The organism is Paenibacillus sp. FSL R10-2771, assembly GCF_038000205.1.
GTDB classification, from domain to species: Bacteria; Bacillota; Bacilli; order Paenibacillales; family Paenibacillaceae; genus Paenibacillus_AQ; species Paenibacillus_AQ phytohabitans.
The window spans coordinates 1,088,348-1,104,128 of the sequence record NZ_JBBOBM010000001.1 but is presented as its reverse complement, the minus strand read 5'-3'; the positions used below and the strand labels follow the sequence as shown (position 1 = coordinate 1,104,128).

Genomic DNA, 15,781 nt, shown 5'->3' with positions numbered 1-15,781 from the left:
AGAATTAGAATGCAGGCCGCCCTGCTGCTGCACACACAGAAGCGGATTGCCTGATGAATATCAGAATCTATGAATAATCTCGTCCCAATAGTATAGCATACCTCCACCGCGCGCTCCAGAACGTACGTTTGCCATTGTTTGCAAATACCTGCCGCTTTTTTAAAGGCCACAGCAACCAAGGTCAACAACAAAGAAGACTCTCCCGGAGCCATGGATCGGCTGGTCGGGAGAGCCTGGATGGAGTGTATTATTTAGCCGGATCGGATATATAACCGGGATAGCCGCAGAATTAAGTGTCATAAATCCATCTAGCATCAATCCGGAAGTAGAAACCAGTTCATTAGATGGAGAAAATCCAATTAAATCAGCAGAGTCACTCCTCTGCTGATTCCGGCTCAAGTGCAGGGCAGCACCCAGCGCGATTCCGCTACGTAGTTCATGATCCCCAGCCCGGGAAGTGGACTGAAATTCCGTTATATGAGCAGATCAGGCGGATTCGCCGGGCAAACGGACTCAGATTCCGCTAAGGGACCAGTCAGAGCTGCTAATGGAATCCAGCCGGCAACATAACGGACTCAGTCCGCTTAAGCCCCATTCTGAGGTTTTTTGGAGAAATAGGAGCTTCTCAGTCCGCTTCGCTCTGCTGACGGTTCCCCGCTACAGTGCACAGCAACTTCCCTGTGAGAAAAAAAGAGAGCCTCAGTAGCTGAGACTCTCAAGACAAGCCTTCCGGCTTGAACTAACATCATTATTTGCTGCGCACTTCAAAGATGGCAAACTTCAGATAATGCCCTTCGTCCACGCCGAGGATCTGCGGGTGATCCTTGCCTGCGGCCCGCCACTCGATCAGCCGGAGCACTTTGCCGGCATCCTTGGCCGCTTCCTGGATGGTCTCCAGGAACAGCTGCGGCTGCATATGGTACGAGCAGCTGGCCGTAACCAGATATCCGCCTTCATTGACCAGCTTCATGCCATGCAGATTGATATCCTTGTAGCCGCGGACAGCGCCTGCTACAGCACTTTTGGTCTTGGCAAAAGCGGGCGGATCAAGTATAACGACATCCCAGGTACGTCCGCCGCCTGCTGTCATCGGCTTCGCGGTATCCGCCTTGGCAGCCGGCTTAGCGCCGGGTTTGCTCTCTGCCGCCGGACCTGTCGCCCGCTCAGAGCGTTCTTCCAGCCCCTTAACCTGATTGCGCAGGAAGGCAAACGCATCATCCACTACAAATTCCACCCGGTCGGTGAATCCGTTGATCTCCACATTGGCTTTTGCACTCTCAATCGCATACGCGGACACATCAAGGCAGGTTACCTTCTTGGCGCCGTATTTACAGGCATGCAGGGTGAAGCTGCCGGTGTGCGCGAAGCATTCCAGCACGGTTGCGCCGTCCCAGAACGGGAAGGTGACCGGCTTACCGCTTTTGTTGACCGGCAGCGTCTGGAGTGATCCGTCCTCTGCCGCTACCTCCTGCAGCGTGATTCCGCTGCGCCCGCCCCAGCCCTTCATGAGCGGAGCGATGGAGGCTCTGTTCTCGCGCTGATCGAAGAAGTAGCCTGTCTTCTGGCCTTCTTCAATATCGACGATAACCTTCAATCCATTCTCGCTTACCGTGATGTGGCGCGGGCATTCCCCGTAGAGCACGCCTGTGGTCTGCTCTAAGCCTTCGAGCTCGCGGACGCTGACGTCACTGCGCTCATAAATGCCGCGCGGCGCCATAACCTGTACCAGCGCTTCCACAATCTCGGAGCGGTGCTGATCCATCGCCAGCGTCAGCAGCTGTACGACGAGAACCTCCCCGAAGCGGTCGATGATCAGCCCCGGCAGGAAATCCGCTTCCCCATACACCAGGCGGTAAGCATCCGCACCCGGCAGGAAACGCTCCCTATGCTGCAGAGCGCTTGCGAACCGGCCGGCAAAAAATACCGTGTCCATCGCCGCAAGCTTACTCTGCGAAAGAATTCTTACCCGGATCTGCGAGGCCGGATTGTAATACCCTGTGGCCAGATAACGCCCCTGATGATTCAGCACATCCACAAGTCCCCCTGCCTGCGGCTCCCCGTCTACCGAGGCTACTTCGCTGGCGTAGACCCACGGATGTCCCTGTTCCAGTCTTTTCTTACGGTTTCGTTCCAGAATTACCGATGCCAATGACTTCAACTCCCTGTTCTTGTAGCTCGATTTGTATACATGTCCCATGCAATGCCTTCATATATTGGTGTACAACCCCCGTCCAAAAAGGAGCCTGTCCTTATGATCCGTGACCTGCTGTTCCCTGTCATTTATGGCCTTGTCATCTTTCTCGCCGGCATGAAGGTGATGGAAGCCTCATTGTCGCGGCTCGCCGGCCCGCTGCTAACCCGGAGTCTGCATAAGGCAACCTCTACGCCGGCCAAAGGCCTGATTGCCAGCAGCCTGCTGTCCGCGCTGCTGCAGAGCAGCACGGCCGTAACCGTGCTGACCATCGGTATGGTCAATGCCGGGCTGCTGACCTATGCCCGGACGCTGGGCATTATCCTCGGCAGCAACATCGGCACCTGCCTGACTACAGAGCTGATCAGCCTGCAGATCAGCACACTGGCAGCGCCGCTGCTGGCCGCCGCGCTATGCCTCTGGGCGGCCGCAGTGATGGCCGGCGAGCTATCCCCGCAGGCATGGCGGCTGGTTGAAGCCTGCCGCCGGATCTCGGGGCCGCTGCAATTCATCTGCCTCGCGGTGGCCGGCTTCGCCCTGGTCCTGTGGGGCATCGCGGTCATGCAGTCGGTCGGCCCCGCCCTTGAAGGCAGCGAATTGTTCCGCTGGTTCCTCGGGCATGCCGCCACAAGCGCACTGTGGGGACTGGCAGCAGGTGCCGTGCTGACCGCGATGGTGCACAGCAGCGCGGCGGTGATCGGCATGGCGATGGGCCTCGCGACCAGCGGCGTCATGCCGCCGGAGCTGGGAATCGCCATCGTGCTGGGCGCGAATATCGGCACCTGCGTCACGACCGTAATCGCCGCCATCGGCAGCACGCCGTCCGGCGTATTCGTTGCCTGGTCGCATGTGGCGCTCAATGTCGGCGGCGCCCTGCTCTTCCTGCCCTTCATCGGACCGCTGCAGTCACTCTCTGCCTGGATCGGCGGCGGACCTGCCGCACAGCTCGCCCATGCCCAGACCATCTTCAATGTTGTGTGCTCGCTAGGGGTACTGCCGCTGTGCTACCTGCCCGTATGGACCAGGCTGGAGCAGCGGCTTCAGCTCTAATCCATACCGTCCGGCCAGGATTACAACTGTCTTATTATACTTCAATCCGCCCCGCAGTTCTACGGAAGCTCCACTTCCAGCATCCCCCTCAGAAAATACTATAAAACCGCGAGCCGTCATAAAAAGTAATAATCGTCGCGGCTGCGGCTATCCCCACCATCAGACACAGCGCAGCATAGTCGCTGCGGGTAAACGGCCGGGCCCGGTACCAGGTCCGGGTGCGGCCAGTTCCGAAGCCGCGCAGCTCCATCGCGGTGCTGATCTTCTCGATCCGCTCGATACTGGTCAGAATCAGCGGCAGCAGAATGGATACGATGTTCTTCAGCCGCTTAGGCAGCTTCTCCTTGCGGGAGATATCAATGCCCCGCGCCTGTGCCGAGAATGAGATGTTCTCATAATCCTGCTGGATGTCGGGGATATAGCGCAAGGCCAGTGAAACGGAATAAGCGATCTTGTAATTGACCCCGACCCGGTTCAGCGAGGCGGCGAATTCACTCGGATCTGTCGTCAGCAGGAACAGCAGCGCCATCGGAATGACCACGGCATACTTCAGAGCGATATTGAATTGGTAGAAAAGCTGCTCCGCCGTCAGCGTATAACGTCCGGCGAGATGCAGCAGATCATGCCGGGTGCCATAGATTCGTGTACCTTCCAGCGGTGAGAAGGCAAAGATCGCGATGTGATTCAGCAGGAAGAAGAGCAGAATGAAGTAGAGCACAAAGGCATAGTCCTGAAACCGGACCCGTGAAATGCGGAATACGGCCAGGCTGAAGAGCAGCATCAGCAGCAGGCAGCGGGTATCGTAGGTAATCATGGCAGAGACCGACCACACGGCAAAAATAATCAGCTTCGTTGCCCCCGTCAACCGGTGCACCGGAGAATCCTGTTTGGTATAGGTTAGCATCTTAGCTTTCATCCGCGCCGGTTCCCCCTGTCATATTCGATAAACCGCCGGACAAATTCCACAGGCTGGTTAAGTCCCGCCTTCACTGCCAGAGCAAACAGTGATGTCTCCTTCAGGTTGGCGCTGCTCACAATATCCCGGTCCGTCAGAATCACATCCGGCCGGGCATCCGCCAGCTTCCTGCCCTCCGCCAGCACAATCGTCCGCTCCGCGTACTCCAGCATCAGGTGCATATCATGGGTAATCATAATCACCGTAATCCCGGAGCTGCCGAGTCCGCGCAGAAACTCCATAATCTCGTTATAGTGCCGGTAATCCTGTCCGGCGGTGGGTTCATCCAGAAGGAGCACCTCCGGCTCCAGCACCAGGATGGAGGCAATGGTCACCCGTTTCTTCTGCCCGTAGCTGAGCGCTGAAACCGGCCATTCGCGGAACTCATACAGTCCGCAAATCCGGAGCACCTTATGTACCCGCCCGCGTATCTCTTCTTCCGCGAAGCCCCGCAGCTTAAGTCCGAGGGCAACCTCGTCATAGATCAGCGTCATGGAGATCATATGATTCGGATTCTGCATCACGAAGCCGATATGCTCTGCCCGCTCCTTGATCGTATCCGTTGCCAGATCCCGCCCGTTCAGCAGAATACTTCCCGCTGACGGCTTGTAGAACCCGCAAATCAGCTTCGACACCGTTGATTTGCCCGCACCGTTCCTACCGGCAATGCATAGCATCTCGCCGCGGCGGACGCTGAAGGACAACCCCTGCAGCACCTTCGCCTGCTTGTCATAGCCAAAGGTAAGATCCCGCAGCTCAAGCAGCACAGGTGCTGCTTCCTCCTCCTGCGGTACTTCACTGGCCTCATACCAGGCGCGGAGCCTGGCGGCTCCGGTCTCCAGCCTGATCCCGTCCAGATGCTGCGGGTTCATCTCCGGTGTAATCTCGCAGCCGGCATATTTGAGCGCAGTAAGATAGAGCGGCTCCCGGAGGCCTGACTCTGCAAGCAGCGGTGAACTCAGCAGCTGCGCAGCCGGCAGGTCCGCCGCAATCAATCCTTCATTCATGACAATGATCCGGTCCACCGGCCGGTGCAGCACTTCCTCCAGCCGGTGCTCGATAATAATGACCGTATTGCCGGTCTCACGCTGCACCCGGTCGATCAGCTCAATCGCCCCGGTTCCCGTATAGGGGTCCAGGCTGGCCAGCGGCTCATCGAACAGCAGGACGTCCACATTACTGACCAGTACCCCGGCCAGCATGGTCTTCTGCTTCTGTCCGCCGGACAGCTCCTGCGGAGAAGCTGTCAGCAGCTCCTGAATATCGACCGCTCTTGCCGCAGCTTCTACCCGCTCATGCATCTCCTGCACCGGAACCGCTGCATTCTCTAGGCTGAAGGCAATATCCTCGCCTACGGTCAGGCCGACAAACTGCCCGTCCGGGTCCTGCAGTACAGTCCCCACCACCTCCGACAGGCCGGCAATCCCCAGCTCCTTCGTGTCTGTCCCTTTAACGGTAAGAGTACCGCTTATTTCGCCCGGATACGCAAAAGGAATCAGGCCATTGATGCAATGGGCCAAGGTGCTTTTGCCTGAACCGGAGGGCCCGACAATCAGAATCTTCTCGCCTTCATGAATCTTCAGGTTAATCTTATGCAGTGTAGGTTCCTGCTGGGCCCGGTATTTAAAGGTGAAATCGGTGAATTCTATAACCGTTTTGCTCATGGGTAACCTTCCTCATATGCTGATTTACGTATCCTAACTGACCCGCTCAAACAGAAAGGCCGGTGACGGGCACCGGCCTTTCTGTTTGAATTATATATTATTGCAGTCTTTTCAGGCTACCCTGTTTCGTTCTCGTCTTGGAGTAGGCTATAGCGAGCAGTGTTCCGATGACCGCCACCGTTACGATGTTGGACGCTCCGGCGATCAGCCCCTGGGTGAAGACCTTGTTAGCCGGTTCCGCGTAGATGAGAATGTCCAGCACCGGCGCTACCAGGAACCAGGCAATGGCGTTGGCAATAATCTGCGCGAGATTGAAGGCAATGATCTCCTTCCGGCCGAACTCCCCATCCCTGATCGCTATTCTGGCTGCCAGCAGCCCGATAATCAGTCCGACCAGTCCCGAGGAGATGACCCAGCTGAACCAAGGGGAGCCATAGAATATCGCATCCTTCAGTGTGTGCCCGATCAGTCCGATGAAGAGCCCTGCAACCGGTCCGTATAGCAGCGCAAACAGTGCCAGAAGTGCGTATGTAGTCTCAATGTTGGTATTCGGAATACCCGAAGGAATGGAACCGAACCTCCCCAGTATTACGAATAACGGCGAACCGATGCCGATTGCCACAATCGTTTGAATGGATAATGCCTTGTGCTTAGCCACCTGCTTCATCTCCCTTAATGGACTTTATACTATGCTTTTCCGAATTATACATCGGTTTACTTGGGATTACTATAGGGGAGAGCAAATTAATATCCGAAACTGTTACACAATAAAAGACCTGAACACCGCCCAGAGGCAAATGTTCAGGTCTGATGATCATGCTTAAGGATAGCAGGCAGTACTGTACTATTTCACTGAAACAGATACCGTCACTGTCTTGGTGCCCAGCTTGCCTTTAACCGAAGTGGTTCCTTTGCTTACCGCTGTAATCTGCCCGGAGGAATTCACTTTAGCCACAGAAGGTTTGGAGCTGGTCCAGACTACGCTTCCTGTGACAATAGCGCTCTTGCCTGTATCATACAGCGCGGTTACAACTACGCTTTTGCCTGCACCCGGAGCAAGAATCAGCTTATTCTCACTGACCGTAATCTTCATTAGCTTCGGCACCACTGAGATTTTGACGGTGGCAGGAATTCCCTGATAGGAACCGCTCAAGGTTACTGTACCTTCCGTAATCGCTTTGACTGACGTTCCCTTCACAGAAGCAACTTCCGGATTTGACGATACCCAGTTCATTCCGCCCGAGAAGTTCGCAGTTTTGCCGTTCGAGAAATATCCGGTGACCTTAATCGTTTTGGAGCCTTTGATATTCATCTCAAGCACAGCCGGTTCTACGACAAGCTTCACAACCTTCTGCTCAATCGTTACCGGAACACTGATCGTCTTATTGGAATACGTACCTTTGAGTGTTGCCGAGCCTTTGACCAGACCTTTAATGGTCTTGGCAGCTGCCGATTGCTTGAGAACCGCGTTGCTTCCGCCCAGTTCCCAGACAATAGTGTCTGTCACATCGAGCTCATCACCGTTCTCCAGTACGGCCTGAACCGCCGGGAGCGGCGTTTCTTCACCGATGACCAGACCCAGTGCATCTTCCGGTCCAATCAGGACAAGCACTTTATTCTTAACTGTAACTTTGAGCTCAACCGTCTTGGAGCGGATCGCGGTCGCAGAACCTACAGTTACTGCACCTGCTTTGATCTTGCCTGTCAGGGTAGCCGTACCTGCCTTGCCGCCGGTAAGCTTCCCGTCCTTAATCGAGACAATCTCTTCATTCGCCGAGGTCCACTCGATTTCATCGCTGATATCCAGCTTGGTTCCGTCATATTTCGTTCCGCTTACCTTCGGCAAGCCGGCGGAGTCTGCTGTGTATATTTCCTGTTCTGTCTTCTCGAGGGTCAGCTCCGTCAGGGTTGGATAGACCGTTACCTTGAAGGTTTTGCTGATTCCGAGGTGATCTGCTTTGATGACAGAAGTTCCTACCGCTTTGCCTGTCACTGTAGCAAAAGCATTGCTGGCATCGGTAACATTGGCAACTACCGTAGCTGCCATCAGGTTGTCCGAGGTCCAGGTAGCTGACGCCGTTTCGTTCGTGGTCGAATTGACCGCATTACGCATCTTTGCCGTTACATTTAGACTTTCTCCCAGGAAAATGGACTGGTCGCCGGATGGTGTCAGCAGGAGCGCTTCATAAGGCGCCCGCACATAGACGTCAACGGACTGTTCCACACCCAGGTAGCTTGCTGTAATGACAGCCTTACCCACGCCATGAATAGTAATCATGCCGTCTTTTACTGTAGCTACGCTCTCGCTTGAGCTGCTCCAATCTGCCTCTTTCTCGATAGGGAGCTCATCACTCACCGCTGTAGCTTTGGTTACTGCTTTCAGCTGCACCGGGTTGTCTCCAACCAGCATTTCAAGCTCTTTGACTTCCGCACCGCTCACTTTGTCTTTAAGCATGATTGCCGAATAAGGAAGCTCCACAACCGCCTTGAAAGTCTCGGTTAATCCCTTGTACTTGGCAGTAACTGTCGCCGTTCCTTCGCCAACCAGCGTAATCTTACCCTCTGTAATTGTCAGTACGCCTGAATTCGAGCTGCTCCAGTCGGCGTCCTTCGTCACATTTTTCTCTTCAGTGGCTGATTCGCCGCCCTTGGCCGTTGCGGTAACCAGGAGTGAGGCTTCTTTGTCTCCTAGTTTATAGCTGCCCTCCGTGCTGCGTTTCAGTGTCAGATCTTTATACGGATACGTAACAGATACCTCAACAGTATCTACCGCATTATTACTATAAGTAGCTGTAATCATTGCCGTCCCGTAAGTAAGCGGCTTGATCTGACCGTTAATTACGCTGACAACTTCATTCTTGGAGGAGGTCCATGTGGCGGATGCCGTCACATCCCTCTTGGAGGAAGAGCCTTCTACATTGGCATATACCTTAAGCTGCTTCGGTGTCTGGCCAACGGTTAGCTCTATTTTGTCAGAGCTGTCGATTTCAATAGAGTTGATGTCTCCAGCAGCGGCAAAGACGTTTACCGGAAAAGCTGCAGCAACGAGCAATATCATAATGAGGAGCGTTTTTGTCATTTTCCTGTACACGGTCATCTGTTCTCTCCTTAGACGGTCTTATTATCGGTGGCCTTTTACCACACTCTTCCACTATATCGACAAATGGAGCCCAAGTCTTTACCCCATTTTCAGTTAATTTTCAGTTTCTGCTGAATTCAGGTCTTTATAACTATAAAAATTGTGCTCTATATCTATACATTTAGTCCGGCAGGCAACCGCCAAAGGAAGTAGATAAAATACCTAATTTGCACCATTGTCTGAAATTTACATTTCCGATATGGTATTTTATAACATCCTCACTCTATGTATCTCCCCATCCGCATTTACTTCAACGAGAGTCTCTGCCTACTTCCTATAACAGTGTATTGCGTATGATCATTCATTAGGGTTCGCGGATAACAATGCAGAGGAGGATTATCATGAAGCGGCTTGCTCAACTGGATTCCATACGCGGACTGGCTTCGCTGTCTGTTGTGCTTCATCATCTGTGGCAGTCAGCTCCGGTATTGCCGGCTGTATTCTATTATTCTCCGGCCCGGATCTTCATCGGCGGCCATCAGGCCGTCATCCTCTTCTTCATCCTTAGCGGCTTCGTACTCGCCCTACCGTTCCTGAGTGGCAAAACTGCCCCGTATTCCGCCTACATCATCAAACGGATCTGCCGGATCTATCTTCCCTATCTTGCGGCCCTGATCCTTGCTGTCATTGCCGCCAGCCTGCTGCATAACAAGTCAGAGAGTCAAGTGGGTTCATTCTTCTACTTTTTCTGGCAGAGCGGGTTCAGCCTGCGGCTGATCGCCGAGCATCTGACGCTGCTCACCAACTTCAATACCAACGCCTACAATACCGTCATCTGGTCTTTGCTCCATGAGATGAGGATCTCCCTGATTTTCCCGCTGCTGATGCTCCTTGTGCTCAGGCGCGGCCTGGTGTTCAATCTCCTCATCTGCCTCCTGCTGAACATGGCCAGCGCAGCCAATGATATCTTCGGCCTGGAGTCCAGCAGAGGATTTCACACCTCATATATGGACACCGTCTATTACACCCCGTTCTTCATCATCGGCGCCTTGCTGGCCAAACACAGGGCTGAACTGATGAGCCTCTGCCGGCGTGCCGGACAGCTGTACAAGGCGGCCGGCCTGGCCGCAGCCATCCTGCTCTATGCCTACTCCCGTCTCCTCTCCGACAAAATTCATCTGCCGTTCAACCGCGTTATCGACGACTATGGGATCACTCTGGCTGTGGCATTCTTCATCATCCTGGCACTTACTTCAGCGCAGCTGATCAAGCTGCTCTCGCTGAACTTCATCAGCTTCCTTGGTAAAATCTCATACAGTCTCTATCTCTACCATTTCATCGTATTCCTCACTCTGGCCTACACCATCCAGCCTTATATCCCCTACTGGCTGTTCGGCCTGCTTACACTGGCTCTTAGCATTCTGGCGGCTACAGCAAGCTATTATGGGGTGGAGAAGCCGGCTATGGCTCTCGGACGGCATCTCAGCAGCTATGTCACCAGGCCCCGGGCGGGACGTTCCGCGCTGCACAAGGCACCTGAAGCTGAGGCTGTGACGCAGCAGATCTGATTTCTTGATACCGGCAGGCGGTTTGGGTCAGTAGACTAGTCAGCTATCGATCAGGAAGCAAAAAAAGGGGAGCCCTTAGAGCCGTTACCGGCTCTTGGAGGCATCCCCTGAGTGTTGTTCATATTTGCGTACGCTTACGCGCGGCGCGGTTCTGCTGTGGCTCTGCTCACACTGACAAGCTCACCGCGGCATTCATTTACACCAGCTTCTGTCACCTTCACCTCGCAGAGCTCGCCCTGCAGCGAATCATCGCCGCTGAAGAGAATCTGCAGATAGTTGTCGCTGAAGCCGTGCTGAATGCTGCGTCCCGGTGATCCCTTGGCTGCACGCTCAGGAATGACGGACAGTGTTCTGCCGACGAATTTCCGGGCATAAGCCAGCTGCATCTCCTCAGAGAGGTCAATCAGCTGCTGGACACGCTCATTCTTGATCTCTTCATCCACTTGGTTCAGCATCCGTGCTGCAGGCGTACCGGTCCGCTTGGAATACGGGAACACATGCATCTCGGAATAGTTGACCGCCTTCATGAAGTCATAACCGGCGCGGAACATCTCCTCGGTCTCGCCCGGGAAGCCGACGATAACATCGGTTGTAATGCCAACATCCGGCATCGCCTGGCGGATCAGCTGCATTTTGGCATAATACTCTTCGGTCGTATATTTACGGCGCATGGCCTTCAGCACGTCGTTATGACCGGCCTGCAGCGGAATATGCAGATGGCGGCACATCTTGGAGCTGCGGTTCAGCACCTCAAGCAGCTTGTCATCAATCTGGCTGGCTTCAATCGAGCTGATGCGGACCCGCTCCAGGCCATCCACCTGATCCAGCTCCCACAAGAGATCGGCCAGACGGTAATTCTCCAGATCATCGCCGTAGCCCCCGGTATGAATCCCGGTCAGGACAAACTCTTTATATCCCGCCTCCACAAGCTGACGTGCCTGGGCGACAATCGATTTCGGATCACGGCTGCGCGACAGCCCGCGCGACCAGGGAATGATGCAGAAGGTGCAGAAGTTATTGCAGCCGTCCTGAATCTTCATGAATGCACGCGTCCGGTCAGCGAATCCGGGAACATCCAGCTCCTCGAACTCCCGGGTCTTCATAATGTTGCGGACCGCATTCACGGGCTGGCGTGATTCCTGGATATTCTTCACATGGGTCATGATCTGCTCGCGGTCCTGGTTGCCGATGACCAGATCGACGCCGGGGATGTCGAGAATCTCTCCGGGCGAGGTCTGCGCATAGCAGCCGGTTACAGCGACGATCGCTTCAGGATTGCGGCGCACCGCGCGGCGGATCATCTGCCGGCTTTTTTTGTCGCCCGTATTGGTCACCGTACAGGTGTTGATGAGGTAGACATCGGCGGAACCTTCGAAATCAACCTGCTCGTAACCTTCATTTTTGAATAGCTGCCAGATGGCTTCTGTGTCGTAGAAATTGACTTTACAACCTAAAGTATAAAATGCTACGGATGGCATTGTTTAAGCTCCCCCCATTTCTCCGGATTCATATAGAATGCAGGCGGCGGCGACCATACCTGCGGTTTCACAGCGCAGAATGCGTGCTCCCAGGCCTACGGAGACCGCACCGGCCTCTTCGGCAGAGCGGCATTCCTCCGGACTGAAGCCGCCTTCCGGTCCGACAACAATCATTACCTTCGCAGTAGAATCCTGCGGCAGCGAGGACAGCCAAGGCGCGGCTGCGCTGCGGAGCTGCAGCCCTTCTTCTTTTTCATAACAGAAATAGACCGCGTCATACTCACTGAAGCTCTTCAGCAGAAGCTTCCAGCTAAGCGGCGAATGCACTTCCGGAACGATATTCCGGTGAGCTTGTTCAGCGGCCTCCTTGCAGATTTTGCGCCAGCGCTCTACCCGCTTGCTCTCCTTGCGTTCATCATACTGCACAATCGTCCGCTCGGAGAGGAACGGGGTGAAGGCAACCGCACCGATCTCGGTACATTTCTGGATCACCGTCTCCAGCTTGTCCCCCTTCGGCAGGCTCTGGGCTACAGTAATCTTAATCCGCGGCTCGTGGGTCATAGCCAGGTTCTCCAGTATGCTCACGGTTACGAGGCCAATCTCTATTTCAGCGATCTCAGCCAATGCCTCGCGGGAAACGCCGTCGCTGACGATCAGCTTATCCCCTGCCTTGCCGCGCATCACCTTGGCAATATGCCGGGCATCTTCGCCGTCAATGCTTACCTTATCTTGGCCGAACTGCGCCGGTGTTACGAAATAACGCTGCATCTTTTATCATCATCCTGTCCGTTATTCAGCGTAAAAGCGGCGGCGTTCCCGTCAAATCAGGTCCCGGCCGCCGCTTCACTCACATGATTAAACCTCGAAAATACCACATTATATTGTACAACGTTTAGAGCTGCATGAACATCCCTCAATCTGAATTCTAGCCGCCGAATAATCCGTAAAAGAATTGCACGGCTCCGGCGCTCATTTGATTGGCCCAGTTATCCAGCGGTGTAATCGTGTAGGCACGCAGACCCGGGATAAACAGAATCAGCAAAAAGATGAAGACCGCCCACTGCTCATACTGCTGCAGTCTCCCGCGGATCGGACGAGGAGCCAGATCCTCCACGATCCGGTAACCATCCAGCGGAGGCAGGGGAATCAGGTTGAACAGGAACAGGAAGAAGTTAAGTTGAATGAAAATGCCGAAGAACCAGTAAATAGCCTGAAGCACGCGGTCATTGCTGATAGACTCCAGCACTCCGGTCGCAGCCAGAGCCGAATAAATCATTGCTCCGAGGAACCCCAGCAGCAGATTGCTGATCGGACCGACCGCAGATACGATAACGCCCATCAGACGGGGGCGGCTGAAATTGTCACGGTTGACCGGAACCGGCCGCGCCCAGCCGAATCCGGCGACCACAAGCAGAATAATTCCGAAGAAATCGAAATGCACCGCCGGGTTCAGGGTCATACGGCCGAGCAGGCGTGCTGTCGGGTCCCCGAACTTATTCGCAAAGTAAGCATGGCTAAACTCATGTACTGTAAAGGCGATCAGCAGGGTAATGAGCAGGAACGGAAGCTGTTCCAGCGGCATTCGTATAAAGCTTTGCAGAAATTCCATCTCTACCTCTTTCCGGCTGTGAACGCCACCCAATCTTCTTCACGGGTTACTTCTATAATCTCGAAACCGGAAGACTTCAGCGCTTCCGCTACAAGTCCTTCCTTATCCTTGTAAATACCGGAGGTGATGTAGATTCCTTCCGGCTGGAGTGCACGGTACACATCATCTGTGAACAGCACAATAATCTCGGCGAGAATATTCGCTACAACAACCCGCACCGGCAGGGTAACTCCCAGTCCCTCAGCAGCCGGAGCAGCGGCAGGAATAGCTGCTTCCTGTCCAGCCTGTTCAGCAGTATAGCCCGGTCTGGCCGAAGGCCACATATCTCCGGCTGTAGTATCTGCCGCCCGTTCTCCGCCGAGCAGGGAGAGCAGATCGCTCTCCTTAACCGTGATGGCAGCCTCAAGCCGGTTCAGCGCCACATTCTCACGGGCACTCTCCACCGCCACCGGGTCGAGATCCAGGGCGAGAACGGATTTCGCGCCCAGCAGCACAGCGCCTACGGCAAGGATGCCGGAGCCTGTGCCGACATCAATTACTTCATCGCCGCTGGCGATATGCTTCTCAAGCGCGCGCAGGCACAGCGCCGTCGTCGGGTGCGTCCCCGTTCCGAAGGCCATGCCGGGGTCGAGCTCGATAATCTTTTCGTCCGGGGAGGCCGGGGTATATTCTTCCCATGTAGGCTTAATGGTCAGCCGTTCCGAGACGCGCAGCGGCTTGAAGTACTGCTTCCAGGCATGGGCCCACTCATCCTCATCCACCGTCTTCCAGGAGATCAGTGCTTTGCCGGGATCGATCCCGAACCCTCTCAGCTCTTCCACCCTTGGCGTTACCTCCGCCACAATCTCGTCCATTGCCGCCGTTTCGGCATAATAGCCCTTAATTACCGCTTCCCCCTCGGGGATGTCATTCAGCGGCTCATCGTATAATTCACCATAACGGGTATCCCGTACTTTATTCAGCGTTCCGGATTCCTCAATGGAAACTCCGCCCGCACCGGCCTCATACAGCAGATTGGATATCATCTCCTGTGCTTCCTCCGTTGTATGTACCGTCAGTTCGTGCCATAGCATGTTAGTAAATCCTCCTGAAAGTTTGGTAGCATATGCTCCGTTGGTTCTGCTTCGCAAAACTTGTTTCGAAAGCATACGCTTAGTTATGAGAGCCCAGTCTCCCTGAAATCACTCCGCGTAACTGGATTCGAAAGCGCGGCTTAGTTGTGTGAAGCATATCTAGGATAGTATAGCATTTCTTACCCGTGCAGCGCCAAACTGCGGGTCAGATCCCTTAATCCGTCACACGGGTGCGGCAAAAGCAATCCAGTACATGATCGTCCACCATCCCCGAGGACTGCATGAATGCATAACAAATGGTTGAACCGACAAACTTCATCCCCTTGCGCTTCAGCGCCTTGCTCATGCTGTCAGACTGCGGAGTGGTAGCGGGAACCTCCGCTCTGCTCTTCCATTGATTCACCACCGGCGTTCCGCCTATGAAGCTCCAGAGATATTCTCCGAAGCTGCCTTCCTCCCGGCCAATCTGCAAATAGGCCTCCGCATTGCGGATGACCGCATTAATCTTCAGCCGGTTGCGGATAATCCCCTCATTCTGCATCAGCTCGGCTATCTTGTCCTCCCCGTACAGCACAATCTTCTGCGGATCGAAGCCATCGAAGGCTTCGCGGAAATTCTCCCGCTTCTTCAGTACCGTATACCAGCTCAGTCCGGCCTGCATGCCCTCCAGCATCAGCAGCTCGAACAGCTTCAGATCATCATATAGCGGCTTGCCCCATTCCTCATCATGATAAGCAATATAAACAGGGTCCTCATTCACCCAGGCGCAGCGTGTTATCGTCAAGTCTTGTTCTCTCCTTATTCACTGAAATGGAAATTCAGGATAGTTGTATTATGTACAATTAAAAACAGCGAAAAGGGATGCTTGGCACTTATAAGTGTAGTCTGTACAACTAAATCTGCCCAATGGGCGATAATCCGTCTACATAGAGCTGTTTAATTGTATGAAATACAACTAAACGGATAATCGGTGGAAAATCAGACGTTTTAGTTGTACAAAGTGCACTTAAGTATACCGCATATCCCGTAATGGGGTCACGGCCAACCCTTTATATTTATCTACTGCGAGATCCGTCCGCCAAATGACGCGCCCGCTAGCTTACGGCATAAAAAG

The 15,781-nt window shown here is 54.3% G+C and carries 12 protein-coding genes; 2 read left to right on the top strand and 10 right to left on the bottom strand.

What is annotated here, in order from left to right:
* Positions 1-748: 748 nt before the first annotated feature.
* Positions 749-2,149 (bottom strand): class I SAM-dependent rRNA methyltransferase, encoded by a 1,401-nt coding sequence (locus NSU14_RS04675; protein ID WP_340943201.1) that lies wholly within the window; start codon positions 2,147-2,149, stop codon positions 749-751.
* 102 nt (positions 2,150-2,251) lie between these two features.
* Here NSU14_RS04675 and NSU14_RS04670 point away from each other — a divergent pair, with 102 nt between their 5' ends.
* Positions 2,252-3,241 (top strand): Na/Pi cotransporter family protein, encoded by a 990-nt coding sequence (locus tag NSU14_RS04670; protein ID WP_076245031.1) that lies wholly within the window; start codon positions 2,252-2,254, stop codon positions 3,239-3,241.
* A gap of 88 nt (positions 3,242-3,329) precedes the next feature.
* Here the strand turns inward: NSU14_RS04670 and NSU14_RS04665 are convergent, their stop codons facing one another.
* The 4 genes from NSU14_RS04665 to NSU14_RS04650 form a co-directional block, all read right to left on the bottom strand.
* The gene (locus NSU14_RS04665; RefSeq protein WP_336102392.1) at positions 3,330-4,157 is read right to left on the bottom strand and encodes an energy-coupling factor transporter transmembrane component T family protein; all 828 of its coding nucleotides are present in this window, start codon (positions 4,155-4,157) and stop codon (positions 3,330-3,332) included.
* Entirely contained in the window at positions 4,154-5,860 is a 1,707-nt protein-coding gene (locus tag NSU14_RS04660; protein WP_340943198.1) for an ABC transporter ATP-binding protein, read from the bottom strand. The genes NSU14_RS04665 and NSU14_RS04660 overlap by 4 nt, the downstream gene beginning before the upstream one ends.
* A gap of 97 nt (positions 5,861-5,957) precedes the next feature.
* Positions 5,958-6,527, bottom strand: coding sequence for an ECF-type riboflavin transporter substrate-binding protein (locus tag NSU14_RS04655; protein WP_340943195.1), 570 nt, complete (start codon positions 6,525-6,527; stop codon positions 5,958-5,960).
* A 177-nt stretch (positions 6,528-6,704) separates the two neighbouring features.
* Positions 6,705-8,939: an Ig-like domain-containing protein gene (locus NSU14_RS04650; protein WP_340943193.1), complete on the bottom strand. Its 2,235-nt coding sequence runs from the start codon at positions 8,937-8,939 to the stop codon at positions 6,705-6,707.
* A 401-nt stretch (positions 8,940-9,340) separates the two neighbouring features.
* Here NSU14_RS04650 and NSU14_RS04645 point away from each other — a divergent pair, with 401 nt between their 5' ends.
* Positions 9,341-10,507: an acyltransferase family protein gene (locus tag NSU14_RS04645; protein WP_042139447.1), complete on the top strand. Its 1,167-nt coding sequence runs from the start codon at positions 9,341-9,343 to the stop codon at positions 10,505-10,507.
* 134 nt (positions 10,508-10,641) lie between these two features.
* Here the strand turns inward: NSU14_RS04645 and mtaB are convergent, their stop codons facing one another.
* The 5 genes from mtaB to NSU14_RS04620 all read right to left on the bottom strand — a co-directional run bounded on the left by mtaB (position 10,642) and on the right by NSU14_RS04620 (position 15,445).
* Positions 10,642-11,985, bottom strand: a complete 1,344-nt coding sequence (gene mtaB, locus NSU14_RS04640) for a tRNA (N(6)-L-threonylcarbamoyladenosine(37)-C(2))-methylthiotransferase MtaB (RefSeq protein WP_042139448.1) — start codon at positions 11,983-11,985, stop codon at positions 10,642-10,644.
* Between the two features lie 3 nt (positions 11,986-11,988).
* On the bottom strand, positions 11,989-12,753 hold the full coding sequence (locus NSU14_RS04635; protein ID WP_042139449.1) for an RsmE family RNA methyltransferase: 765 nt from the start codon (positions 12,751-12,753) through the stop codon (positions 11,989-11,991).
* Between the two features lie 157 nt (positions 12,754-12,910).
* Entirely contained in the window at positions 12,911-13,594 is a 684-nt protein-coding gene (locus NSU14_RS04630) for a site-2 protease family protein (protein WP_042139450.1), read from the bottom strand.
* 2 nt (positions 13,595-13,596) lie between these two features.
* Positions 13,597-14,667, bottom strand: a complete 1,071-nt coding sequence (prmA, locus tag NSU14_RS04625; RefSeq protein WP_042139451.1) for a 50S ribosomal protein L11 methyltransferase — start codon at positions 14,665-14,667, stop codon at positions 13,597-13,599.
* A 214-nt stretch (positions 14,668-14,881) separates the two neighbouring features.
* Positions 14,882-15,445 carry a DNA-3-methyladenine glycosylase I gene (locus NSU14_RS04620; RefSeq protein ID WP_445669808.1) on the bottom strand — a complete coding sequence of 188 codons (564 nt, stop codon included), beginning with the start codon at positions 15,443-15,445 and terminating at the stop codon, positions 14,882-14,884.
* Positions 15,446-15,781: the final 336 nt, after the last annotated feature.

Coding starts and splice junctions, on each gene's coding strand:
- NSU14_RS04650 (WP_340943193.1), bottom strand. CDS start 8,939: ATGACAAAAACGCTCCTCATTATGATATTGCTCGTTGCTGCAGCTTTT.
- NSU14_RS04665 (WP_336102392.1), bottom strand. CDS start 4,157: ATGAAAGCTAAGATGCTAACCTATACCAAACAGGATTCTCCGGTGCAC.
- NSU14_RS04630 (WP_042139450.1), bottom strand. CDS start 13,594: ATGGAATTTCTGCAAAGCTTTATACGAATGCCGCTGGAACAGCTTCCG.
- NSU14_RS04635 (WP_042139449.1), bottom strand. CDS start 12,753: ATGCAGCGTTATTTCGTAACACCGGCGCAGTTCGGCCAAGATAAGGTA.
- NSU14_RS04645 (WP_042139447.1), top strand. CDS start 9,341: ATGAAGCGGCTTGCTCAACTGGATTCCATACGCGGACTGGCTTCGCTG.
- NSU14_RS04670 (WP_076245031.1), top strand. CDS start 2,252: ATGATCCGTGACCTGCTGTTCCCTGTCATTTATGGCCTTGTCATCTTT.
- prmA (WP_042139451.1), bottom strand. CDS start 14,667: ATGCTATGGCACGAACTGACGGTACATACAACGGAGGAAGCACAGGAG.
- NSU14_RS04655 (WP_340943195.1), bottom strand. CDS start 6,527: ATGAAGCAGGTGGCTAAGCACAAGGCATTATCCATTCAAACGATTGTG.
- NSU14_RS04660 (WP_340943198.1), bottom strand. CDS start 5,860: ATGAGCAAAACGGTTATAGAATTCACCGATTTCACCTTTAAATACCGG.
- mtaB (WP_042139448.1), bottom strand. CDS start 11,985: ATGCCATCCGTAGCATTTTATACTTTAGGTTGTAAAGTCAATTTCTAC.